The sequence below is a fragment of the Phytopseudomonas straminea genome (genome assembly GCF_900112645.1).
Classification (GTDB): Bacteria; Pseudomonadota; Gammaproteobacteria; order Pseudomonadales; family Pseudomonadaceae; genus Aquipseudomonas; species Aquipseudomonas straminea.
Window position 1 is genome coordinate 93,844 of sequence record NZ_FOMO01000008.1, and the last position, 23,192, is coordinate 117,035.

General features: G+C 63.6%; 21 protein-coding genes and 1 pseudogene. 8 read left to right on the top strand and 14 right to left on the bottom strand.

The genetic code is table 11. The annotated features are described in order from the left end of the window. Positions 1 to 24: 24 nt before the first annotated feature. Entirely contained in the window at positions 25 to 1,581 is a 1,557-nt protein-coding gene (locus tag BM279_RS18270) for a YdgA family protein (protein ID WP_093506054.1), read from the bottom strand. Between the two features lie 315 nt (positions 1,582 to 1,896). Between BM279_RS18270 and BM279_RS18275 the strand changes: the two genes are divergently transcribed. Continuing rightward, positions 1,897 to 2,115 carry a hypothetical protein gene (locus BM279_RS18275; RefSeq protein WP_013790309.1) on the top strand — a complete coding sequence of 73 codons (219 nt, stop codon included), beginning with the start codon at positions 1,897 to 1,899 and terminating at the stop codon, positions 2,113 to 2,115. A gap of 386 nt (positions 2,116 to 2,501) precedes the next feature. On the opposite strand, the gene BM279_RS18280 is transcribed toward BM279_RS18275, so the two are convergent. The 5 genes and pseudogenes from BM279_RS18280 to BM279_RS18300 all read right to left on the bottom strand — a co-directional run bounded on the left by BM279_RS18280 (position 2,502) and on the right by BM279_RS18300 (position 6,799). Then, positions 2,502 to 3,596, bottom strand: coding sequence for a hypothetical protein (locus BM279_RS18280; protein WP_093506056.1), 1,095 nt, complete (start codon positions 3,594 to 3,596; stop codon positions 2,502 to 2,504). After that, complete coding sequence (locus tag BM279_RS18285; protein WP_093506058.1) at positions 3,593 to 4,579, bottom strand: hypothetical protein; 987 nt, start codon at positions 4,577 to 4,579, stop codon at positions 3,593 to 3,595. Before BM279_RS18285 ends, BM279_RS18280 begins: the two co-directional genes overlap by 4 nt. 68 nt (positions 4,580 to 4,647) lie before the next feature. Further along, positions 4,648 to 5,678: pseudogene (locus tag BM279_RS18290) on the bottom strand (aldo/keto reductase). Positions 5,679 to 5,727: 49 nt separating this feature from the next. Next, positions 5,728 to 6,183 (bottom strand): MaoC family dehydratase, encoded by a 456-nt coding sequence (locus tag BM279_RS18295; RefSeq protein ID WP_093506062.1) that lies wholly within the window; start codon positions 6,181 to 6,183, stop codon positions 5,728 to 5,730. A gap of 49 nt (positions 6,184 to 6,232) precedes the next feature. Next, complete coding sequence (locus BM279_RS18300; RefSeq protein WP_093506064.1) at positions 6,233 to 6,799, bottom strand: TetR/AcrR family transcriptional regulator; 567 nt, start codon at positions 6,797 to 6,799, stop codon at positions 6,233 to 6,235. Positions 6,800 to 6,969: 170 nt separating this feature from the next. Between BM279_RS18300 and BM279_RS18305 the strand changes: the two genes are divergently transcribed. The 3 genes from BM279_RS18305 (at position 6,970) to BM279_RS18315 (ending at position 9,772) form a co-directional block, all read left to right on the top strand. After that, a complete protein-coding gene (locus tag BM279_RS18305; RefSeq protein ID WP_093506066.1) occupies positions 6,970 to 7,770 on the top strand; it encodes an SDR family NAD(P)-dependent oxidoreductase in 801 nt (266 codons plus the stop codon). A 4-nt stretch (positions 7,771 to 7,774) separates the two neighbouring features. Beyond that, entirely contained in the window at positions 7,775 to 8,563 is a 789-nt protein-coding gene (locus BM279_RS18310; RefSeq protein WP_093506068.1) for an SDR family NAD(P)-dependent oxidoreductase, read from the top strand. 105 nt (positions 8,564 to 8,668) lie between these two features. Continuing rightward, positions 8,669 to 9,772, top strand: coding sequence for an NADH:flavin oxidoreductase (locus BM279_RS18315; RefSeq protein WP_093506070.1), 1,104 nt, complete (start codon positions 8,669 to 8,671; stop codon positions 9,770 to 9,772). Positions 9,773 to 9,848: 76 nt separating this feature from the next. Here BM279_RS18315 and BM279_RS18320 read toward each other — a convergent pair whose 3' ends face one another. The 3 genes from BM279_RS18320 to BM279_RS18330 form a co-directional block, all read right to left on the bottom strand. Continuing rightward, positions 9,849 to 10,388, bottom strand: coding sequence for a thioesterase family protein (locus tag BM279_RS18320; protein WP_093506072.1), 540 nt, complete (start codon positions 10,386 to 10,388; stop codon positions 9,849 to 9,851). A gap of 115 nt (positions 10,389 to 10,503) precedes the next feature. After that, complete coding sequence (locus BM279_RS18325; protein ID WP_143103615.1) at positions 10,504 to 10,755, bottom strand: hypothetical protein; 252 nt, start codon at positions 10,753 to 10,755, stop codon at positions 10,504 to 10,506. 134 nt (positions 10,756 to 10,889) lie between these two features. Next, positions 10,890 to 12,494: a histidine kinase famiy protein gene (locus tag BM279_RS18330; protein WP_093506076.1), complete on the bottom strand. Its 1,605-nt coding sequence runs from the start codon at positions 12,492 to 12,494 to the stop codon at positions 10,890 to 10,892. Between the two features lie 238 nt (positions 12,495 to 12,732). Between BM279_RS18330 and BM279_RS18335 the strand changes: the two genes are divergently transcribed. Next, positions 12,733 to 15,504 carry a hybrid sensor histidine kinase/response regulator gene (locus BM279_RS18335; RefSeq protein ID WP_093506078.1) on the top strand — a complete coding sequence of 924 codons (2,772 nt, stop codon included), beginning with the start codon at positions 12,733 to 12,735 and terminating at the stop codon, positions 15,502 to 15,504. A gap of 10 nt (positions 15,505 to 15,514) precedes the next feature. Here BM279_RS18335 and BM279_RS18340 read toward each other — a convergent pair whose 3' ends face one another. After that, entirely contained in the window at positions 15,515 to 15,952 is a 438-nt protein-coding gene (locus BM279_RS18340) for a hemerythrin domain-containing protein (RefSeq protein WP_093506080.1), read from the bottom strand. Positions 15,953 to 16,165: 213 nt separating this feature from the next. Between BM279_RS18340 and BM279_RS18345 the strand changes: the two genes are divergently transcribed. Continuing rightward, positions 16,166 to 17,479: a sensor histidine kinase gene (locus BM279_RS18345; protein WP_093506245.1), complete on the top strand. Its 1,314-nt coding sequence runs from the start codon at positions 16,166 to 16,168 to the stop codon at positions 17,477 to 17,479. Here the strand turns inward: BM279_RS18345 and BM279_RS18350 are convergent. The 3 genes from BM279_RS18350 to BM279_RS18360 form a co-directional block, all read right to left on the bottom strand. After that, a complete protein-coding gene (locus BM279_RS18350) occupies positions 17,454 to 18,611 on the bottom strand; it encodes a phospholipase D-like domain-containing protein (RefSeq protein WP_093506082.1) in 1,158 nt (385 codons plus the stop codon). The two genes, BM279_RS18345 and BM279_RS18350, sit on opposite strands and share 26 nt — an antisense overlap. Before the next feature lie 115 nt (positions 18,612 to 18,726). Next, positions 18,727 to 19,512, bottom strand: coding sequence for an oxygen-binding di-iron domain-containing protein (locus BM279_RS18355; protein ID WP_093506084.1), 786 nt, complete (start codon positions 19,510 to 19,512; stop codon positions 18,727 to 18,729). 88 nt (positions 19,513 to 19,600) lie between these two features. After that, positions 19,601 to 19,918 carry a hypothetical protein gene (locus tag BM279_RS18360; protein WP_093506086.1) on the bottom strand — a complete coding sequence of 106 codons (318 nt, stop codon included), beginning with the start codon at positions 19,916 to 19,918 and terminating at the stop codon, positions 19,601 to 19,603. A gap of 189 nt (positions 19,919 to 20,107) precedes the next feature. Between BM279_RS18360 and olsB the strand changes: the two genes are divergently transcribed. Next, entirely contained in the window at positions 20,108 to 20,863 is a 756-nt protein-coding gene (gene olsB, locus BM279_RS18365; RefSeq protein WP_093506088.1) for an L-ornithine N(alpha)-acyltransferase, read from the top strand. A gap of 106 nt (positions 20,864 to 20,969) precedes the next feature. After that, positions 20,970 to 21,740, top strand: coding sequence for a lysophospholipid acyltransferase family protein (locus BM279_RS18370; protein WP_093506090.1), 771 nt, complete (start codon positions 20,970 to 20,972; stop codon positions 21,738 to 21,740). Between the two features lie 262 nt (positions 21,741 to 22,002). Here BM279_RS18370 and BM279_RS18375 read toward each other — a convergent pair whose 3' ends face one another. Next, on the bottom strand, positions 22,003 to 23,052 hold the full coding sequence (locus BM279_RS18375) for an AbrB family transcriptional regulator (protein WP_093506092.1): 1,050 nt from the start codon (positions 23,050 to 23,052) through the stop codon (positions 22,003 to 22,005). Positions 23,053 to 23,192: the final 140 nt, after the last annotated feature.

Consider the following 23,192-nt stretch of genomic DNA (forward strand, 5'->3'; position numbering starts at 1 on the left):
GCTTTTTTGCATCAGCAGCGCGCGTTACTCGGGCTGTTCAGCGCCTTCATCGTACTGCGATCCGTCTTGCGAATCGTAAGCCGCAGGATCGTCACCCAGACCGCCGCCCATGCCGCCGGTCTTGGCCATCACCAGGGTAGCGAACTCGTCGACGCTCATGTCCTGACCGTTGAAGGTCACCTTGTTGTCGGCGTAATGCAGGCTGGATTGCAGGGCATCACCTTCCAGGGTCACCAGGCCGGTACCGAGGGCCATGCCGCTGCCCATCTCGGTCATCATCGCTGCCTGCTCTTCGACGGCCTTGGCATCGGTGACGCCTTCGACCAGCGCCTGCACGCGTACACCATCACCGATCACCGCCTTGGCGACCGACAGTTTGGCGTCCAGCTTGTCGATCACCTGGCGGGCCAGTTCGTCAGGTGGCAGGTCGAAGGACTCAGGCTTGTCCAAGTCCACCGCCACATGCAGCGAGGCCTGGCCATGTTCGGTAGTGAGCGTCAGGTTATCCAGCGCCAGCTGTGGTTTGCCGGCCAGCAGCTTGTCGAGATCGGCCTTCATGCGCGCTTCTTCGTCGGCCGAAAGCTCGGGTTTCGGCGCTTCTTCACCGAGGGCCGCGGCCTGCTGAGCAGGCGTCAGCTTGTCCTGATAGAGCTTGATCAGCGACTGCATCGCCACGCTGTCGAAGTTCTTGATGGACCACAGCATGCGCAGGCCGCCGATGTCCTTGCCGTCATAGCTGACCTTGCCGATGTAGTAACCGATCTGCCCATTGAGCGCGCTACCCGCCTCTTGCAGGCTGCCGGTCTGGGCGATGTCCTTGATCAACAACGCCGGCTTGTCGCCGAACTTGATCTGCGAAGTGGCCAGCTTGATGCTGCTCTCGCCCACGTAGAAATCACCGCTGCCCAGGCGCTGTTCGCTGCTGATGGTCAGGCCGCGCAGGTCAGCCTGCATGGGCGTGTCATCCGTGGTGCTGACGACCAGGCTGTCCATGCCACCACTGACCTGCACGTCCCGAGCATTTTTGCTGGCTTCGATATCCAGGTTCATGCCCGAGAACTTGACCGTGGCGGTTGGCGAAGGTGCGAAGTCCAGCGGCGTCAGCACCAGAGTGCCCTGGGTCGCGCCGTCATAACCCAGCACGCCTGTACCGGTCAGCGGCGCGGCGCCCTTGGCAGCGTCGAACCACTTCTGGGTCAGCTCGTTAGGCTCCAGCTGATAGTTGCTGGCAGCCATGACCGGCCACAGGTTCAGGCGCGCCAGCCGCGAAAGCGGCAGCGGGCCGTGCTCGATGTTGTCCACCAACAGGATTTCGATATGCCGCGGCTCACCGTCCTTGTCTGGTGCGTCCAGCGAGAAGCGGTAGTGCGCCGTACTGCTGAACAGCCGCGTATCCAGCGACAGCAGTTCGAGTTTGCTGGAAACGCTGGTGCCGAGCAGCGCATTGGCGCTCTGCCGGTTGGCCTCGGCGATCAGATTGTCGAGAACACCCGGTAACTGGGTACCGGTGTACCAGGCCCCGCCGGTACTGATTGCGCCGACCGTTACCAACGCGATTGCTAGTGCTGCTGATTTTTTCATCGTCTGTTCGATGCCTGTCCATGATGAGTTTATGCGGCCTTCCTGGCCTGGCGCGTGGTGCGCGGTGCTGCGAAAGGCGGCGGCAATCTTAGCACTCCGGCAACTGCCGCTCTGTGCGAGCGCTCGCTGTTTTATCGCGCGGCCTATCGCTCATAACGTGGTAAGCGCAGCGGCAGGTCACTCATCGGCAAGTGTGTGGAGCCGCGCAACTTGTGCTGAATCCTTCTGCAGGGCGTGCAGTCATAGCTCAGCAGTGGAGCACGGAATTGTCCGCGCTCGATGCGGCCGCTGACTGGCCATGACCGAGGTGGGTAAATGGCGACACAGAATGAAAGGGTGCTGGAGCAGACCATCATGGCCTTGATGGGTGCCTGCATCGACCTGGGCTACGACATCGACAAGCTGGCGAAGAAGGCCCAGATGCTGGTTCTGGACAACAGCAAGTACAACTACGTCGAGCAGGCCATGCCGTCGACGCCCCATGAAGCCATCGAACGCGCCCTGTCGACGATCAAGAGCGCGCCGAGGATTTGAGTCACGATCTCTATGTACATGAAGCGGCAGTTACGAGGCAAGTGTAGCCATTCGTAGGATGGATGGAGCTTCACCCATCCACCGTTTTGCAATCGCATTGGTGGACAAAAAAAGCGTTGTCCTCCCTACATCACTGAGCGCGCAAGCAACACGGTAATGCTGGCGGACTCATTGTGGCAGCGGGCGGGAACGCTCAGTCCATACCGTGATTTTTCGCGGGCATGACCCGCTTCCACAGTCAGGGGCCTTGCGTCCGCTTACGCCATTTTGCTGCTGCTCGCGATCTTGTGGGAGCGGCTTTAGCCGCGAGTTTTTCAAGACAAACAAAGAGCTCGCGGCTAAAGCCGCTCCTACGGGTCGCGAACCGGTCCTAAAAAGTATCCGTCTCAAGGATCGATTTTACGCCGCACCCACGAAAACGGCGCCAGCACCCAGAACACCCCATACGCCAATGTCCGCGTACACATCCGCACCACTAGCGGTGCCGGCCGCCAGTCTGCTTCGGCAACGAAAGCGCCAACCGGCCGAAAGCGCGCCAACGGACGGGTCAGAAACGCCTGCCATAGACCGTGACGCGAGATCGCCGCGCCCAGATTTTCGGGCAGAAAGAAGCCCGAATGGCCATACTCCTCGGCCCGCACGTTAAGCGTCGAGGCAGCCAGATATCCAACCTTCCCGCCCGGCCCGGCGCCGGGAATCGCGTATTGCGCGAAAGGCACGGCGCGATCCTGGCCACCGACATGATTGAGCACAGCCTCCACCCGCCCCTGGGCAATTAGCCGATCCCAGTCGAAATCCGGGCGCACGATGCTCGCTGCAGTGATGATGCGACCAAACTTCAGGTCGGCGAATTCGGGGTTCTCCAGCACCCGTGACAGCAGCAGCGTGCCGAAGCTGTGGGCGATGATGTCCGGCCGGTCGGGCAGCCGGCTCTTTTGCGCCTCTGCGATGGCGATGCGCATGCGCTCGCCCAGGCGCCTGGCGAGGCGATCGTGCAGCCAGCGGGCGAACACGTCGATGGTCGCCCAGCCGTACTTGTAAATCAGTACCGGCGCCGAATAGCTGAGGCGGTTGGCGATTTCCCAGCTGAAGGCTTCCTGCCATTTGGCGCGGCTGTTCATGCCGTGAATGACGATCAGCCAGCGAATGTCGCGACTGCCCTCGCCCACCAGCCGATAGACAGGTTCGACCTCGGCCGTCACACCTTCCTGCTCGAAATCGGCCTGACAGAATGGGCACACAGTGTTGGCCATACCGGCCGGCAGCAGACGCGCGCACGGCGCCATTGGGCAGCGGTAAACCTCATGCCGCTCGGCGCTCGTGGCACCGACCAGGCCGTCGAGAAAGATCTTCAGCCCAACATCGTCAGGCGCCGCCTCGACCGTCCGGGCGAACTGCGCCTGGGTGAATTCCAGCTCAACGCCCTGACTCAGGCGCCGCTCGACCTCCACCTGCCAGCGGTCCGACTGTGTCGTATTCATGATGCGCCGTTGTAAGCCCAGAGCAGTTCGACGATGCGCAGCACATCTTCACGCTTGCACTGCGCCCAGATACGCAGCCGCGCGTCGCGGCCATACACCTGCACGGCGATGCGACGGCTGGTGCCATGTTCTTCGGCGGCGAAATGCAGCATGCCCTGAGCCCGGTCGAACTGGCCGGTGTCCACCGCCTGCAGCACCACGCGCACCGGCTCGACGGCTTCGATTCCGCCATTGGCCAGGGTCGAGGCCATCTCCACATAGCCGCCATCGAGTTCGAAGCGGGTCGAATGCACGCCCTTGCCCTTGCTCGCCGCCACCTTGACGGCCTGGTCAAGGGGGATGGGTTTTGCCGGGGCGTCCGGGCAACCGATGGCGACCAGCGTGCGGCGGATATCCCCGAAAACCGCCTTGTGATCGATCTCGGGGTTGCGGTGAATCAGTACCAGGCAGTAGGGGTCGGCGAAGCGCCACTCGAAGCGCACCACGCTGCGATCAAGCCGCTGCCGATAGGCGTCGAAGCGATAACGCTCCAGCCCTTCCTCGAGTGTGAAATCCTTGGGTTTGAAGCGATTCCAGCCAGCCTTGCCCTGATGCCAGAGCAACGACAGGCCAGCGTCGGACAACGCGATATGAGTGAGCGTGAGCGCTTCCGGGAAATCCAGGCTGGCGCTGGCGCCGAGCGCTTCGGCATGAGGGCTCGCGGCGATACCGGCGGCCAGCCGCGCCCCATCGACCGCGGGCGGCGCGATCAGGTAAAGGTGCTGGTCGCCCCAGCCCTCGACTTCCGCCAACCAGGCTTCGAGCTTTTCCTGGGTTAGCTCGTCGGCATCGATGGCGGCGTCCAGGTTGGCAGCGAAGTCTTCCTTGGTCGCGCCGATCCTGGCGTTGGTGCCACGCAGCAGTTCCTTGATGAACGCGTTGCCCTGAGCAACGATCACCCGTCGCACCAGCTCCTTGAGTTGCGTCTTGCTCAGCGGATCCATGCCCTCTCCCGACAATACGCCGTGTCACGCCGGGCGGCAGGCACCCGGCGCAACATAGCCATACGCCATCATACTGCGTGGAGAGGATTTTGGCGCTGCGTCGCTATCAGGCGATCACCTGCCCGCCAGCCAGCGGCTTTCTGAGGGGCGTCGCTTCGCCCAGTGCACTGACCGAGTCGAGCCGCTCGACCTGCTCGGACGAAAGGTCGACGGCCAGCGAACCGAGGTTATCGGTAGCCTGCGCCAGGGAGCGCGGGCCGATGATCGGCACCGAGCCATGGCTGCCAGCCCAGGCGATGGCGACCTGGCCTGGCGTGGCGCCCAGCTCCTCGGCGATGGCCAGCACCGTATCGAGAATCTGCGTGCGCTGTGGCGAGTTCTCGGCCTGGAACACCCGGCCGCCAAGTCCCTCGGCCCGGCCCTTCTCGCCCTGGCGATATTTGCCAGTGAGCATGCCGCCCCCCAGGGGCGACCAGGTCAGCATGCCCAGGCCCAGCGCCCGACAGGCCTGGAACAGGTCGGCCTCGGGGTCGCGGTGCACCAGGCTATGTTCGAACTGCGCGGCGGCGATGGGCAGCGCCCGCGTCAGCTCCGCCAGCGTGGCGATATGGGCGAGGCGCCAGGCCGGGAAGTTGGACAGCCCTGCGTAGAGGATCTTGCCGGCACGAGCCAGATCGTCGAACCCGCGGATCAGCTCCTCGGCCGGCGTCAGGCCATCGGGATGGTGCACCCAGTAAAGGTCGATGCGGTCGGTCTTCAGGCGTTTCAGGCTGGCCTCGACGGAGGCGACCATGGCCTTGCGGCTATTACCGGTCACCAGGCGGTTGGCGTTCGGCACTGCGCCGCTGGTGTACTTGCTGGCGAGCAGGAAATCCTCGCGGCGCCCTTGCAGCAGCGTGCCGAGCAGCGCTTCGGACTGGCCGAACTGATAGACGTCCGCCGTATCGATGAAATTGCCGCCGGCTTCGGCGTAGGCATTGAAAATGCTCCTGCTGGTATCCGGGTCGGCGCCATGGCCCCAGCCCGTGCCGAAATTGCCCGTGCCTAGTGCCACCTTGGAAACCTGCAAGCCGGTATTGCCGAACGCTACGTATTTCATGGTCTGCTCCACTGTCATCATGCCGCCAGGCGGCCTAGGTCTATTGCGTTTACTGCGCGGGGCGCCGCGGTACAACCAAATTACCTACGGAAACCTGTACGGGCTGATCGTGCTGATTCAGGGTGGTGGTGCGCAGCTTGACCAGGCCCTGGGTAGGTTTGCTCCTGGACGGCCGTACCTCCAGCACCTCGAGCTCGACCCGCAGCTCGTCACCGGGCCGCACCGGCAGTGGCCAGCGCAGTTCGTCGAAACCGGCGCCGATGATGCCGCCGGCCAGCTTCGGCTCGCAGTCCACCAGCAGGCGCATGGTCAGTGCCGCGGTATGCCAGCCACTGGCCGCCAGCGAGCCGAACAGCGAATCGCGCGCTGCTTCGTTATCGAGATGAAAGGGCTGCGGGTCGAACTCACGGGCAAAGGCCTTGATGGCATTTTCTTCAACGCGCGCTCGGGCGTTGCCCTTGAAGTGTTGCCCAGGAGCCAGGTCGTCGAGGTAATAAAGGGTCATTTCTGCCTCCGTTTCTGGTCGTCGCCGTCGCGACGGCCAGGTGATGAATTCACTTCGTCGCCGCCAAGATCTGCGTGTGGCAAACGCTGAGAATTTCGTCGGCCAGTGGCGAGTCATCCGGGCAGGCCCGCGACAGCAAGATGGCGCCGACAGCCTGGGCGAGCTGGCCGATCAACCTGGCACGCTGCTCTTGGCTCACATCACCATCCGCTGAAGCTTCGTTACGCCCCAGCGTTGCCAACAAGCTGTCGATACCGTCGGCAAAGATCGCTTTGAGATTCTCCGGCTGGCGCGCCGCATCGCCGCCAAGCGCGGCGAGCGTGCAACCGGCATCGCGAGAATCACGGTGCTGGCGCGACACGTAAAGATCGAAGAATTGCGCGGCGTCTACCGCCTGGGTGCGCTCGAGCGTTTTCGAAATACCGCAAGCCGCGGACTCGGCCATCAAATCGGCCTTGGAGCCAAAGTGCTTGTAGAAGCCGCCATGGGTGAAGCCGGCCGCAGCCATCAGATCGGCCACGCCGACGCCGTCATAGCCGCGCTCACGGAACAGGTGCGATGCCGTATCCACGATCAGCGCACGGTTCGCCTGGGCCTGGGCTTTGCTCACTCGCATGAGGTGATGCCTCCTGAAGTCCTGTCGATTAGCTGAGAGCTACTATACATAGATGTCGACCATAATCAAAAAACATTGACATAAAAGATTATGAGCATCATCTTAAAGCGTGCCGACGCCATCGTCGTTAACTGGCATCGACGCCCCACTCCGCTATCGAGCAGGTCACCATGAGCCAACTCTCTACCGTACTTATCACCGGCGCTTCGTCCGGTATCGGCGCCGTTTACGCGCAACGCTTCGCACAGCGTGGTCATGACCTGGTGCTGGTCGCTCGCGATCAGGCGCGCCTGGAATCGCTGGCCAGCCGGCTGCGCGCCGAACATGGCGTAGCCGTGGATATTCTGCGCGCCGACCTGAGCCAGGCCGATGACACCCGGCTCGTCGAAAAACGGCTGCGTGAGGATGCGCGCATCGGCGTGCTGATCAACAACGCAGGCATCGCGCAATCGGGCAGCTTCGTGGAGCAGGCAGGAGACGCAATCGAGCGGCTGATCACCCTCAACACCACTGCCCTGGCCCGCCTGGCCAACGCCATTGCGCCGCGCCTGGCGCAGGCCGGTGGTGGCAGCATCGTCAATATCGGCTCGGTGGTCGGCCTGGCGCCGGAACTGGGCATGACTGTCTACGGCGCCAGCAAGGCCTTCGTGCTGTTCCTGTCCCAGGGGCTGAGCCTGGAGCTGAACCCCAAGGGCGTCTATGTACAGGCGGTGCTGCCGGCGGCCACCCGCACCGAAATCTGGGAACGTGCCGGCATGGACATCAACGCCATCGCGGAACTGATGGACGTCAACGAGTTGGTGGATGCCGCACTGGTGGGCTTCGACAAACGCGAGGCGGTGACCATTCCTCCCCTGCATGACGACGCTGCCTGGGACAAACTCAACAGCGCCCGCCAGGCCCTGCTCAGCGGCATCAAGCAATCCCAGGCGGCTGAGCGCTATCGCCCGGCCGACGCGCAGCGAGGCTAAGACCATGCCATCGAATCAAGGCACCTGGGTGCTTATCAGCGGCGCCTCGAGTGGCCTCGGCGAGGAGTTCGCCAGGCAATACGCGGCAGCTGGCCATAACCTGATACTCGTGGCCCGGCGATTGGAACGGCTCGAAGAACTGGCAGACTCCCTGCGCCAGCAACATCGCATCGACGTGCTGGTCGAGCAGGTAGACCTCGCCGACATCGCAGCCGTGAACCGCTTGCATCAACGGTTGACTGAAGAACGGGGCATCGAGGTCGATGTGCTGATCAACAACGCAGGCCATGGTTTGCAGGGGCCATTTCTGGGCAGCCAACCTGAGGCGGCCCTGTCGATGATCCAGTTGGACATTGCCAGCCTCACCGTCATGACCCACCTCTTCGGCCAGGACATGCGCCGCCGCAAGCGCGGCAAAATCCTGCAGGTTTCCAGCATTCTCGCCTACCAGGGCGTCGAGAGTTTTGCGGTCTACTCGGCGGCCAAGGCCTACGTGCTGCGCTTCAGCGAAGCACTGCACCGGGAATTCAAACACGACGGCGTGACCGTCACCGCACTATGCCCGGGCCTGACCGACACCGGCTTCGCCAGTGCCGCACGCCAGCGCATCACGCCCACCCTCAAGGGGCTGATGATGAAAACTCCGCCAGTGGTGCGCGCCGGTATTCGCGCCATGAATAACGGCCGTATCAGCATCGTGCCTAGTGTTGCCAACAAGCTGAACGTCGTGTTCATGTGGGTAACCCCGCGCTGGCTTCATCAGGCCGTCCTGGCCCGAATAATGACCGCCTGATCGAGAGACTGATTGCCTGTTCGATAGCCAGATGCCGCCCCGGTATTTCCCAATTTGCAGAGCCGCTGACAATCCAGCGGCCAGCGACCCTCTGATGGAGTTTTTATGTCCGACGACGTTCTGTTCAGCCCCTTCACGCTAAAGGGCCTGGAGCTTGCCAACCGCATCGTCATGGCGCCGATGACCCGCGCCATGGCTCCGGAAGGCATCCCCGGCCCGCAACATGCCGAGTACTACCGCCGCCGCGCGGCTGGCGGTGTCGGCCTGATTCTTACCGAGGGCACGGTGATCGACCGCCCGGCCTCGCGCAACATGCCGGGCATCCCCTTCTTCCACGGCGATGCGGCGCTGGCCGGCTGGGCTGAAGTGGCAAAGGCCGTGCATGCCGCAGGCGGGCGTATCGGGCCGCAGATCTGGCACACCGGTTCGACCCGTGGCCAGGGCGGCTGGGAGCCTGAAGCACCGGTCGAGAGCCCATCCGGGCTGGTAGCGCCAGATGATCCGCGCGGCACGGCGATGAGTCTGGAAGATATCGCCGACACCGTGGCCGCCTTCGCCAAGGCCGCTGCCGATGCCAAGCGCCTGGGCTTCGATACCGTGGAACTGCATGGCGCTCACGGCTACCTGATCGATCAGTTCTTCTGGCCCGGCACCAACACCCGCACCGATGCATTCGGCGGTGCGACCATCGCCGAGCGCTCGCGCTTCGCGGCCGAAGCGGTACGCGCCGTGCGCGCGGCCGTAGGTGCGGACTTCCCGCTGATCCTGCGCGTCAGCCAGTGGAAGCAACAGGACTATGCCGCGCGTCTGGCCACCTCGCCCGAACAGATGAGCGAATGGCTGGCGCCGCTGGTGGATGCCGGCGCGGACATCCTGCATTGCTCGCAGCGACGTTTCTGGGAACCGGAATTCCCGGAAATCGACGGTACCGAAGGGCTCAACTTCGCTGGCTGGGCGAAGAAACTCACTGGCGCGGCAACCATCAGCGTCGGCTCGGTCGGCCTGGATGGCGACTTCTTCGGCGCGTTCGGCGGCAAGGGTTCCGGCGCCGCGGTGCTGGATAACCTGCACTTGCGCATGGAGCGTGAGGAGTTCGACCTGATCGCCGTCGGCCGCGTGCTGATCTCCGATGCCGGGTGGGCCAACAAGGTCCGCAAGGGCGAGCCGCTGCCGGGCTTCGACGCGGCCGATCTGGCCAAGCTGGCCTGACGACCAGGCTGCATTGCTCAAGAAAACGCGAGCACAGAGCTCGCGTTTTTTTATTCTGGCGGGCTATCGCCCGCCTCTACTGCTCCTCATCACGCAGCTGTGCGCTCAACTGGTCGCAACTGGCGGACCAGTCGCTCAGCCACTGCGGCAATGGCGGCGATTGCTCGGGCAAGCGCAGTTCGGCGGCGAATTCGCCCGGCAACACGTTGCCTTTAGGCCCACGAAGCAGCCCACGCATGATCACCACGCCAACCACACGCCCGCCCTTGATGAAGCGATGCTCCATGAAGCTCCACTTGTCATCCCAACCCAGCATGCGGGAGTGAACTTCGAAGGCTTCGAACAGCTTCAGCTCACGGCGAAACTTGCCCCACACGTCACCGACGATGGGCAACGCACGATGGCGCAGCGCCACCCGGAATGCACCACTGCGCAATACGTAATCCATGCGCCCGACATCGGCGAGGGTGAAGTAGCGGCCGTTGGTGACATGACGATTGAAGTCCAGATCCAGCGGCCACACGCGCATGCGCACCACGGTGGTGTCGAACGCCGAAACTGGTTTGCGCCAGGGGCGGCGCAAGAGCATCAGGAAGAGGCGAAACCAGAGATTCATACAGGTACGGCCGGTAGCAGCGAAAGGCTTTCACTGTATACGGCGGGTGAGCGGGCGAGGTAGCTGCGAAGCGGCCGTTTCGCACGGGGTTTGTGCCTCGCTGGCAGCGGTTCAGCTACTTAGATGCGTTATCAGCGTTCTCGACGAATGGATCGGTTGGCGTGAATACGGTCTGCCCGTCCCGCTCGAGCAGCCGCTTGAGCTGGGCGATGAAGTCCAGCATCACCGCTTGCACGAGGGCACCGTTGCCCAGTTGTGACGTACTCAGGTGCCGTTGCCCCAGGCATTGTCCGTCGTTGGATATCGCCTTGAAGCAGATGCCGGTGGGACAATGCTCGAGTTCGAGCTGGCAGCCGGTTTCCGTCATGAATCTGCTGATGTAATTGTCCATACCTCTGTGAGGCGGATACATGCAGAACAGTTCGTATAGTCTTGCGACCACTCGTCCGGGGCATCAAGAATGGCCGCGAAGCGCCAATTAGACGCGCACGGCCACTCGTCTCAGCTCACACCGGTAGGCCCGTCGATGACCTGACGCACCTTGCGCGCCAACTCGTTGGGCACGTAGGGCTTGGAGATCACATCAAACTCGCTGCCACCGGCATCGGTGCGCTCCAGCGAGTTCTCCGCGTAGCCTGTGGTCAGCAGCACCTTGAGGCCCGGTTTGCGGCGGCGTGCTTCACGCGCCAGCATCACGCCATTCATGCCGCCGGGCATGATCAGGTCGGTGAATAGCAGGTCGTACTCGGCCACATCCAGACGCAGCAGCGCTTCGCGAGCATTCAGGGCGATGTCGGTGACATAGCCATAATCCTCGAGCACCATGCGCGCGAGGTCCGCCACATCCGGGCGGTCCTCGACCACCAAAACGCGCTCGGTTCCGTTTCGCTCATTAGTGCGCTCCTTCGCCGGGCTGTGGATCACCTGGCTGTCGTCGGCCGGGAAGTACAGGCGCAACGTAGTACCCACGCCCTCCTCCGAATAGATGCGCACGGCGCCGCCAGATTGCTTGACGAAACCGTAGACCATCGACAAGCCAAGCCCGGAACCCTTGCCTTCATCCTTGGTGGTAAAGAATGGATCCATCACCCGGCTGCTCACGCCTTCGGACATGCCCATGCCGTTATCGGTGATCGCCACGCTGACATATCGGCCCGGCATCAACCCGTCATAGGACATGCTGCCCAGTTCTTCGACCCTGACGTTCTTGGTTTCGATATGCACCACGGGCTGGTCGCGACCTTCAAGCGCGTCGCGGGCGTTGATCAGGATGTTGAGAAACGCGACCTCGGCCTGAGTGGGGTCGATGCGGCAATTCCATAGGCTCTTGTCCAGGGTCAGACGCAGATTCGCATTGCCCAGCGTGCGTTCGCCCAACTCTTTAAAGCCGCTGATCATCCCGTTGAGGTTCAGTACCCGGCCTTCGAGCTTCTGCTTGCGCGAGAACGCCAGCAGCTGCTGGGTCAGCGTGGCTGCGCGGTCCGCGGCGTTGCGCGCGTTGTTCACGCAGCGCAGGATGCGATCGACGTCGTATTGAGGCTTGCTGGCAGTTCGTTCGAGCACTTCCAGGTAGCCGATCATCACCTGCAGCAGGTTGTTGAAGTCGTGGGCGATGCCACCGGTCAGCTGGCCCAGGGCCTCCATCTTCTGCGCCTGGCGCAACCCTTCCTCGGCGTCGCGGCGGCGGCTGATGTCCAACTGCGAGGCGAAGAAATAGATCAGCTCGCCGGCATCGTTGTATACCGGGGAGATAAACAGCGCGTTCCAGAAGGTCGAGCCATCCTTGCGGTAGTTGATCAGCTCAACCGAGATCTCCTGGCGTTTGGTAATGGCCTCCCGCACCTGGGCGACCACCGAGCGGTCGGTTTCCGCGCCCTGCAGAAAGCGGCAGTTCTGGCCGACGATTTCCTCGACCTCATAGCCGGTCATTTCCAGAAAGGCGTTATTGGCGAAGATGATCGGGTTATCGGGACGGTTGGGATCGGTCACGATCATCGGCATGCGGGTGGTTTCCACCGCTGCGAAGAAGATGTTCTTCCCCGAGCCGGAAATGTCGCCCGACGAGGCGTTGTCGACCCGGAAATCGTGCTTGCCACCTGTTGGCATCGGCTTACCTATAGCGTTGCTGGCGGGGCCGATTGAACAAGCCCCTGTAGGTGATTCGAGCAACAGCGCCTTGAGAAGTTCTACAAGCAATGCGAGCTGTACAAGCCTGAAGCAAGGATGCCGAAGGATTACGGTAGAAAGCTCGCAAATTCCATGAACAATCGTGGCAAATGCTGCTGGGTTTGCCGCTCCCGCTCAGGCACACTGGGCGCCGACCCGCACCGCAGCAAGGTGTCCCGTGCCATCCATCCTTGACGATTTCGACTGGGCCGCCACGCCGCTCGGCCCCCAGCACAGCTGGCCCGCCGCGCTGCGCACCACCTGCGCGATCATGGCCACCAGCAGCTTCGCCATGTGCGCTGTCTGGGGTCCTCGGCGCACCTTGCTGTACAACGAGCCCTACGCGGCCATTCTCGGCAAGCATCACCCTGATGCCCTCGGCCAGCCCATTGAAATTGCGTGGGCCGATGTGTGGCCGACCCTAGGCCCGCTGGTGCAGCAGGTGCTACGCGGTGAGCCGGTGCATGATGAAAACATGCATCTTCTGCTGCACCGCAGCGGCCAGCCCGAAGACACCTACTGGACCTTCTCCTACAGCCCGCTGCGCGACGATTCAGGCCAGGTCGCCGGTTTCCTGAATGTCGCCATCGAGACCACTCGGGTGGTCACCATCGAGCAGCCGGCCGTCGCCAACGCCGAGCGGGTGCAATTGGCGCTGGCTGCCGGTGCGATCATCGGTACCTGGTTCTGGGACCTACCTAGCAACCAGTTCACGGTCGACGAAGCCTTCGCCCGCAGCTTCGGTCTGGATCCGGCACTTGGCCGCCGCGGCCTGAGCCTGCAGCAGGTAGTTGAGACGGTTCACCCGGACGACATCGACAGCCTGCTCGCTGCCATCAACGAAGCGATTGCCCGCGGCGGCCCCTACGCCCACCAGTACCGCGTGCGCCGCGCCGATGGCCGTTATTACTGGCTGGAAGCCAACGGCCGTGTCGAGTTGGCAGCCGATGGTACGGGCCTGAGTTTTCCCGGCGTGCTGATCAACGTCGAAGAGCGCCGCGCCATCGAAGGGGAACGTGACCGTGCCATCGCCCGGGTCATGGCGCTCAATGCCGAGCTCGAACAGAAGGTCATTGCCCAGACCTTCGAGCGTGGCCGTACCTGGCAGATCACCCCGGATCTGCTCGGCGTGCTCAACCACGATGGCTACTTCGAGACCACCAACCCGGCCTGGCAGGCCACCCTGGGCTGGAGCGAGGAGGAACTGGCCAGCGTTCACTTCCTCGAATTCGTCCACCCCAAGGACCAGGCTGCCACAAAACAGGTGTGGATGAACTTCAAGAGCGCCGGAGAGCCGGCGCTGGGACTGGAGCACCGCTTCCGCTGCCGCAACGGCGACTGGCGCTGGCTGTCCTGGGTGGCGGTGCCCGACGGCCGCAAGACCTACTGCTCGGCCCGCGACATCACACGAGAGAAACTCAACCGCGCCGAACTGCGCAAGCGCACCGCCGAACGCGACCGTCTGTGGGAAACCACCAACGATCTGATGGGATCGGCGGGGCTGGACGGCTACCTCAAGACCATCAACCCGGCCTGGACGCAACTGCTCGGCTGGGAGGCAGACACACTGCTCAGCGCGCCCTTTCTCGACGTGGTGGTCGAGGACGACTGGGCCGATGTGCTCAATCTCATGGAACGTCTGCGCCAGGGTGAAAAGGTCAGCGACTTCACCAGCCGCTTGCGCAGCAAGGATGGCGAAACGCGCACCTTCATGTGGACGGCCGGCCCGGATCCCTCCGGGCGGATCTTCCATTTCGTTGGTCGCGACGTCACAGCCCAGCATATGGCAGAGGAATCCCTGCGCCAGGCGCAGAAGATGGAGGCCATCGGCCAGCTGACCGGCGGTCTGGCCCACGATTTCAACAACCTGCTGGCCGGTATCTCCGGTGCGCTGGAGCTGATGCACTTGCGCATCGAACAGGGCCGTTTCCATGAGCTGGCCCGTTACATGAGCGCCGCGGAAACCGCCACTCGCCGCGCCGCCGCCCTGACCCATCGCCTGCTGGCCTTCTCGCGCAGGCAGACGCTGCTGCCCAGCCCCACAGACACCAACCAGTTGATCGCCGGCATGCTGGAAATGATCCAGCGCACCGTCGGCCCGGCCATTCGCCTGGAGAGCGATCTGCAGGCCGACCTTTGGACGGCTCTGGTCGACGCCTCGCAGCTGGAAAATACCCTGCTCAACCTGTGCATCAACGCCCGCGACGCCATGCCAGGTGGCGGCGTGATCAAGGTCAGCACCCGCAACCTGCATATCGACGCAACCCAGGCCACCGCACTGAACCTGACGCCGGGCTCTTACCTGAGCCTGGCGGTCAACGACGATGGCGTGGGCATGCCCGCCCACATCGTTGCCCGCGCGGTGGAGCCGTTTTTCACCACCAAACCGATCGGCGAAGGCACCGGCCTGGGACTTTCCATGGCCTACGGCTTCGCCAAGCAATCCGGCGGGCAAATGCGCATCACGTCGGTTGAAGATGAAGGCACGGTAGTAACGCTTTACCTGCCGCGACACAACGGTAACCCGCAGAGCGAAACCGAGCCGGGTAGCATTCCCGCACTCGAACCTGCGCAAGAACGCCAAGGCAAGACGGTGTTGGTGGTCGACGACGAGCCGACCATTCGCCTGCTGGTCACCGATGTGCTCGAAGAACTGGGGCTGACGGTGATCGAAGCCGGCGACAGCGCAGCGGGCATCGGCCTTCTGCATTCGGACGCCGCCATCGACCTGTTGATCAGCGACGTCGGCCTGCCTGGCGGCATGAACGGCCGGCAGATGGCCGATGCCGGCAGGCAGCAACGGCCGGGCATGCCAGTGTTGCTGATCACCGGCTACGCGGAAAATACGCTACTCACCGATGGTCAGTTGGCGCCTGGCATCACCGTGCTGACCAAACCCTTCACTCTCGACGCTCTGGCCTCACGGGTGCGAGAACTGCTCGCCGAATAGCGAGCGGCGCTCAGTCCAGAGCGTCCTGGTAATCCTTGACGTACTGACTGGCCAGACTGGTCTTCTGCTGGTCGGCGAGCATTTTGCCGGCCTGCTGGAAGAAGGTGTGCTCCTCGTCTTCCAGATGATGGAAGATCTTGTCCTTGAGCTTGCGCGCCGTGGCGATCCACGACGGGCTGGAGGGGTCGGTTTCCTCCAGGGTTTCCAGCAGCTCGTCCATCTCGTGGTGCTCGGCCACCCCATGGCGGGACAGATCAACCCCGGCATCGTGCTTCATCAGCGGTGAATAGAAGAACCGCTCCTCGGCCCGGGCATGGGCCAGCAACTCGTCCTTCAGCTCGCTGTAACGCTCGGCCCGCTCGGGCGAATCACCGGTGGTAGCGAGCAACGCCTCGGCCATCGCCCGCTGCCGGTCATGACTCTCGCGCAACGCTTCGAATATCTGCATGGATCACCTCATCGGCTAACGGCTGTGCGCGGCCTTTAAAGGCCATCTGCAGGTTGTGACCGAAGCGGCGAAAAGCGGGTTCAACACTTCGCTACTCCAAACCTGGCACGGTGCTTATGCACGACGTCTACAAGCTGACGCATCCGACAAGTTGCTTGCCTCTTGTACAACCTACAGCGCATCATGCCGTCACTCTTTCTGCGGTACCCGCCGATGTCCCATCGCCCCGCCCCTGCACCGCATGACGAAGAAGATCGCGTTCTGTCGCTCGAGCATCTCGACATCCTCGACTCGGTACCCGAGCAGAATTTCGATGACGTGGTGCTGCTGGCCACCACCCTGTGCGACACCCCGATTGCATTGGTTTCCCTGGTCGACCGCGAGCGCCAGTGGTTCAAGGCCTGTGTGGGTCTGGACGTGCGCGAGACGCACCGTGACCTGGCGTTCTGCGCCCATGCGATCCTTGAACCCGATGACGTGCTGGTGGTCGAGGATGCCACCGAGGATCCGCGCTTCCAGCACAGCGCTCTGGTGCTCGGCGAACCGCACATTCGATTCTATGCCGGTGCGCCGATTCGTACCGATGCCGGCCATCCGCTAGGGACTGTGTGCGTGATCGACACCAAACCACGCACCCTCCCTGCCCACCAGCGTCAGGCACTGCAGGCATTGGCCCGGCAGACTGCCGCTCTGCTGCAGCTGCGCCTGCTGGAGCAGCAACGCGAACGCCGCGCCAGCAAGCTGCTTGATAAGCTGGAACAGGCCAAGGCGCGGCATCGCAAGGCCGAGGAGTCGCTGCGCCATGCACGCCGCGTGTCGTCACTCGGCATGCTCACCGCCAGCATCGCCCACGATGTCAATAACCTGCTGCAGGTGCTCAGCACCAGCCTGCAGATGGCACAGCTACGCGCACGACGGCCCGCGGACGTCGAGCGCTTGACCCAGACTGGTCTGCAGGCGGTGGAGCAAGGCGGCAAACTGATCCGCCAGCTGCTCGCCAATGTACGCCAGGACGGCCCGGAGCTGGCCTGTGTGGATATCAGCGAGCGTCTTGAGGCCGCCCGTGAGCTGCTGGCCGGCACCCTGGGCGACACCGTCACGCTGAGCTTCGATCTGAGTGCTCGCGATGTCGGCGTGATGTGCGACGAGGTGCAGCTGCAGGCGGTGATGCTCAACCTGCTCAGCAATGCCCGCGACGCCATGCAGGGCCGCGGCAGGGTGTTGATCACCACGCACCAGGAACAACTACTCGGCGACAAACAGCTGAGCGACGGCAATTATCTGGTGCTGAGCGTGCAGGACGACGGTCCTGGCATGTCTGCCGAGCTGGCGGCCAAGGTATTCGACCCCTTCTTCACCACCAAGCAGGCTGGCAAAGGCACCGGGCTGGGCCTGGCCCAGGCTCGCGAATTCGCCAACACCACCGGCGGCGACGTGCGCGTGCTGACGACTCCCGGCGCGGGCACCACCATGCAGCTGTACCTGCGGATTCTGGGGCGAATCAGCGGCGTCGATCGAGCAGGTTGACGATCAACCGGTCCGCCCAGCCCCAGACGCGCTGACGCACACGGGTCCAGAACGGCCGTGCCTGCCACATCTCAAGGTCCACTTCGCGGCTCTGCGGGAAATCGGTCTCGAAGCTCTGCTGCACCGCTGCAGTGAAGCCGGCGTCCAGCGTCTCGACGTTGGCGTCGAGGTTGAAGCGCAGGTTCCAGTGATCGAAGTTGCAGGAGCCGACGCTGGTCCAGTCATCGACCAGCACCATCTTAAGGTGCAGAAAACGCGGGCGGAATTCGAAGATGCGCACGCCGGCACGCAGCAACCGCGGGTAATAACGCTGCCCGGCAAAGCGCACCGGCGGGTTGTCGGTGTGCCGGCCGCTGAGCAGCAGGCGCACGTCGACGCCGCGGCCAGCGGCCTTGCGCAGCGCCCGGCGCACACGCCAGGTGGGCAGGAAATACGGCGTGGCCAGCCACACCCGGTGCTGGGCGCCGTTGAGCGCGCGAACCAGCGATTGCAATATGTCGCGGTGCTGGCGGGCGTCGGCATAGGCCACCCGCCCCCAGCCTGGCCCCTCTTTTGGCAAGTGCGGCAACGGCTGACGGTGCGGGGTGAGGTACGGGCGCCAGGCGAAGCGCGAGTTGTTTGCCTGCCATTGGCGGTCGAACAGCTGCAGCCAGTCAGCCACCAGCGGCCCGTCGATCTCCACCATCACTTCGTGCCAGGCGCTCTCGGGCTCGCCGGGCGTCCAGAAATCATTCGTTGAGCCGGTACCGCCGACGAAGGCCACGCGGCTATCGACCACCAGCAGTTTGCGGTGGTCGCGGTACAGGTTACGCACGCCGCGACGCCAGCGCAGCGGGTTGTACCAGCGCAGCTGGATGCCGGCATCGAGCATGCGCTGGCGGTCGGCGGCATTCAGTGCCTGACAGCCGAAGGCGTCGAACAGGCAGCGCACCGCCACCCCTCGCGCGGCTGCCTCGCACAGGGCCCGTAGCAGCGCGTCGGTGCAGGCACTGCTACACACCAGGTACTGTTCGAGTTCCACCGTTTCACAGGCGGCATCAATGCAGGCGATCATCCGCGGGAAGAATGCCGGGCCGTCGTTGAGCAAGGTGAACTGATTGCCCTGACGCCAGGGATAGACCTGACCGGGCATCAGTCGCACACACAAAAAAGAGGGGAAAAACGGCGCATGACATCTCGGCAACAACGGAGGATGCGCCAAGATAGCCGGCGCCGTGCGCCTTGCAAAGGGCGGCGCCTATAAGCTGTCAGCGCGGCAGCTGATAGTCCTCGGGGCCGAGCAGGTCGAGCCCACACTCCAGGTTCTCGATCCAGTACAGAAAGGCGCTGATCATCTCGCCGCCCACGAACGGCCGGCCATGCTGCGGCACGATCATTTCCACGTCCATGTCGCGCACCATTGCGGCCCACAGGCGGCAGGCCTTGTTGCTGGCCATGTAGCGACGGTGAAAGCCGAGCATGCTCGGCACATGGGCGGCAAAGTCGGTAACCGGGCCGCTGTCATCGAGCATCGAGGCGCCCATGTCGCCGGAAAACAGGATCTTGCTCAGCGGGTCATAGAGCTGGAAGTTGCCCACCGAATGCAGAAAATGTGCGGGCACCGCCTTGAGGGTGCAACGCCCGAGTGCGAAAGACTGACCGCGGTCCGGCAGCGCGGTGATGCGGTCATAGGTGTTGATGCCGCGGCTCAACGCCAGGTAGTTGGCCGTCAGGTGCGGCAGAAAGCGCGCCCACAACTTGGAACAGATGACCTGGGCTTTGGTATGCAGCAGCCATTTATCGAGGGAGGCGATGATGTCCGGGTCTTGGTGCGAGGCGAAGATGTAGGTCAGCTCCTGCACCGGAATGTGCTTGGACAGCTCCATGCTCAGCGGCACGTAGGTCAGGTCCCCGCCCGGGTCGAGCAGCAGGTACTGGTCGTTATCGATGATCAGGAACTGGTTGGACTGCACGCCCTCGCCACTGACCAGGTCGTCGAACATCATGCAGCGGTGGATGCCGTTATCGAACAGCACGATGGGGTCGCGGCGCATACCGACACACCTGTCAGGCAAAGGCGCTGAGCTTAGGCAGTGGCCTCTGCGTACGTGATGACCTGGATCAGCAAAAGCCGCCGATATTTCAGCGTTGCCCACACATGCGGCAGCGCCCACCGGTCATCACGCCCGTGCAGCTCGGGCAGCCGCCGTTCAAGGTGCCGCGCTGCCATTGCCAGATCTGCACCAGCCGCCGCGCCGCCCAGACCGCGCCCAAAGCCGGCAACACGCCCAGCCACGGGAACATCGCCCGCGCCCAGTCCGCTACCGCGCCGCCCTGCCGGGAAAGGATCGCCAGCCCCATCATGGCGACCACGCCTCCGATGATGAGGATGAAGGGTACGGCGAGGTTGCGGATGAAGAACATGGGCAGTGGGCGCTCGAGAGGCTCAAAGACGCCCATGGTAAGCAAGCCGCACCTGTGCTGCACGCCTGATCGCAGCCTGAGCGCTGTCACACAAGCATCACCGAACCTTCATGGGCGTGACACCGGCACTGCCTAGCCTGAGCCTGTTTCCTGAGTTCGCTCAGGTCTGCAGGTCAATCCGGCCCGTGCGCAGCGAGGCTGCCCGGGACGCAAAGGAGGTAAGGCATGACCCAGAACGCCATGGCACCCGAGCGCAACACGTCCCGTCGCCTGCAGGCCGAGCGCCTGACCACGCCACGCGCCCTGCGCGAGGCCCAGGCCCTGCGCTTTCGCGTGTTCAGCGCCGAATTCGACGCCAAGCTCAAGGGCGCCGAACTGGGCCTGGACATGGACGACTACGACCTGCACTGCCGCCATATCGGCGTGCGCGACCTGAACAGCGGCGAGCTGGTGGCCACCACCCGCCTGCTCGACCACCAGGCGGCTGCCAGCCTGGGCCGCTTCTACAGCGAAGAGGAATTCGCCCTGCACGGCCTGCGCCACCTGCAAGGCCCGGTGCTGGAAATCGGCCGCACTTGCGTGGATGCCGCCTACCGCAACGGCGGCACCATCGCCGTGCTGTGGGCCGAGCTGGCCGAAGTGCTCAACGAAGGCGGCTACCGCTACCTGATGGGCTGCGCTAGCATCCCCATGCAGGACGGTGGCATCCAGGCCCAGGCGATCATGCAGCGCCTGCGCGAACGCTACCTGTGCACCGAAAACCTGCGCGCCGAACCAAAGACGCCGCTGCCGGCGATGGAAGTCTCCGGCAATGTGATCGCTGAAATGCCGCCGCTGCTCAAGGCCTACATGCGCCTGGGCGCCAAGGTGTGCGGAGAGCCTTGCTGGGACAAGGATTTCCAGGTTGCCGACGTGTTCATCCTGCTCAAGCGCGACGAGCTGTGCCCCCGCTATGCCAAACACTTCAAAGCGGCAGTCTGATCGACGACTTGCCCACACTGGCCCGGCGCGGTAGAAAGGCCGCGCCGGTGCTGGCTATATCGAAAAGCCGCGCGCCTTTCCGTTTCCCAACCTTGGCCCGATGTTGATGAGCAATCTGCGTCTGTATCTGCGCTTGACCCGCCTGGCAGCTGTACTGGCCGTCGGCACGCTGCTGGCCGCCTTTCTGGTGCCGGTCGAGCGCCTCACCCGCCGCAATCTGACAGGCCTTCGCCAGCACCTGACCCGCTGGTGGCTGGCCCGCCTGGGCAACGCCCTGCCCTTTCGCGTTCGTGTGCAGGGGCAACTGCCACGCAAGCCGATGCTGTGGCTGAGTAATCATATTTCCTGGACCGACATCCCGCTGATCGGCATGCTGGCACCGCTGTCGTTCCTGTCCAAGGCCGAAGTGCGTACCTGGCCGCTGGCCGGCTGGCTGGCCCACAAGGCCGGCACCCTGTTCATCCGCCGCGGCGCGGGGGACGGCGGGCTGCTCAACCAGCAATTGGGTCGCCACCTAGGCGGCGGCCGCCACCTGCTGATCTTCCCCGAAGGCACCACGTGCGACGGCGCCGCCCTGCGTACCTTTCACGGCCGCCTGCTGAGCAGCGCCATCGAAAGCGGCATCGACCTGCAGCCGGTCGCCATTCGCTACCTGCGCGATGGCCATCGCTGCAGCGTGGCGCCCTTTATCGGCGACGACGACATGCTCTCGCACCTGCTGCGGCTGATGAAAAGCGATGTGGCCGAGGTGGAAATCCAGTTGCTCGAGCCGATTGCCAGCAACTCCGGCAACCGCAACGAACTGGCCCGCCGGGCGCAGGCGGCGGTGAGCGAGGCGCTGTATGGACGGCAGCCGGAAGCGCAGGCTGCGGCTTGAAGCCGGCTCACCATCTTCCGAACTCATTTTTCCGCAGCGCAATGGCGACAGGGCAAAAGCGCAATCCCAGCGACCGCGTAGGAGCGGCTTTAGCCGCGAGCTTTCCCGGCGGATCCTTCCATACTCTCAGACCCTGCTGCGGTTGTAGCAGCGCGCCATGCGCGCGAAAAAATCACGGGCATGGCCCGCTCCCACGGGTAGTGCACTTGCGTGCATTCTCACTACATCGCGACCACTGCCCGTGGAATTACCAAGAGATCGATCACGCCCGCCGCAACTGCGGACTATCGCTCTGCAACCAACGTCTGAAAATCGGCTCTGCCAGAAACAGCACCAGAAACAGCCGAACCACCTGCATCGCCGTCACCAGTGGCACCGCCAGTTGCAGGGTCTCGGCCGTCAGGCTCATCTCGGCGATGCCGCCGGGCATCATCCCCAAGGTCAGTGATTGCACATCCAGTCCGCTTGCCCAGCTCACCAGCACCGCGCCGACGAAGGCTACGACCATCATCACCAGCGTGGTGAGCAGCGTGCGGGCCAGAAATGACGGAGCGTAGCGAAAGAACGCGCGGTTGAAGAAGCAGCCCAGAGCGCTGCCGATCATCAGCTGGCCGACCTGGCTGGCGCCCGCCGGCAGCGTGTTGTTCAGGTCGAAACCGATGCTCGCCGCGGCGCTGACCAGCAGCGGGCCGAACAGCCAGGGGTTGGGCTGGCGGTAGAGTTGTAACAGCCAGCCGGCCAACCCGGCCACCGGTAGGATCAGGGCCAGCCAGGGCCAGTCGACGTGAACCGTGTGGTGATGCGCCTCACCATCGCCCAGCAGAAACTTGAACACCGCAGGCACCAGCAGCACCACCGCCACCACGCGCAGGCTCTGCGCCGCCGCCACTCGAGTTAGCTCGGCGCCATTGCGGGCGCCGAGGTTGACCATTTCGCCAGAGCCGCCCGGCATGCTGGAAAAATACGCCGTGGCCATGCTTTCACCAGTGCGACGCATGAACCAGACGCCAGCGATGCTACTGAGCACGGTAATCAGTGCACCGACGATGATCGGCAGCAGATGCCCGCCGATCTGCGCCACCAACGCCGGCGTGAAGTGCAGGCCGATACCGATGCCGATGATCCACTGACCGACCTTGCGCCCGCCCGGCAACGGCTGCAGCTGCCAGGTGCTGAAGCAGCGCACCAGGATCACCGCCACCAGCGAGCCGATCATCCAGGGCAGCGGCCAACCGATATACGTCGCGATTACCGCGCCAAGGGCACCGACCAGCGGCGTTCCCAGGTGATTGCTCCAGTGGGTCTTGAACATTGCGTCCCCTTCGGTACGTGCACCAGCGGCCTGGTGATGGATCAAAATCGAGGTGGTCGCGGAAAACGGAAGGCGAATCTTGGATGTTTTTTATCGCTACGTTATTCACAGCCTGTCAAGCGCGACGGCATTAATCAGGA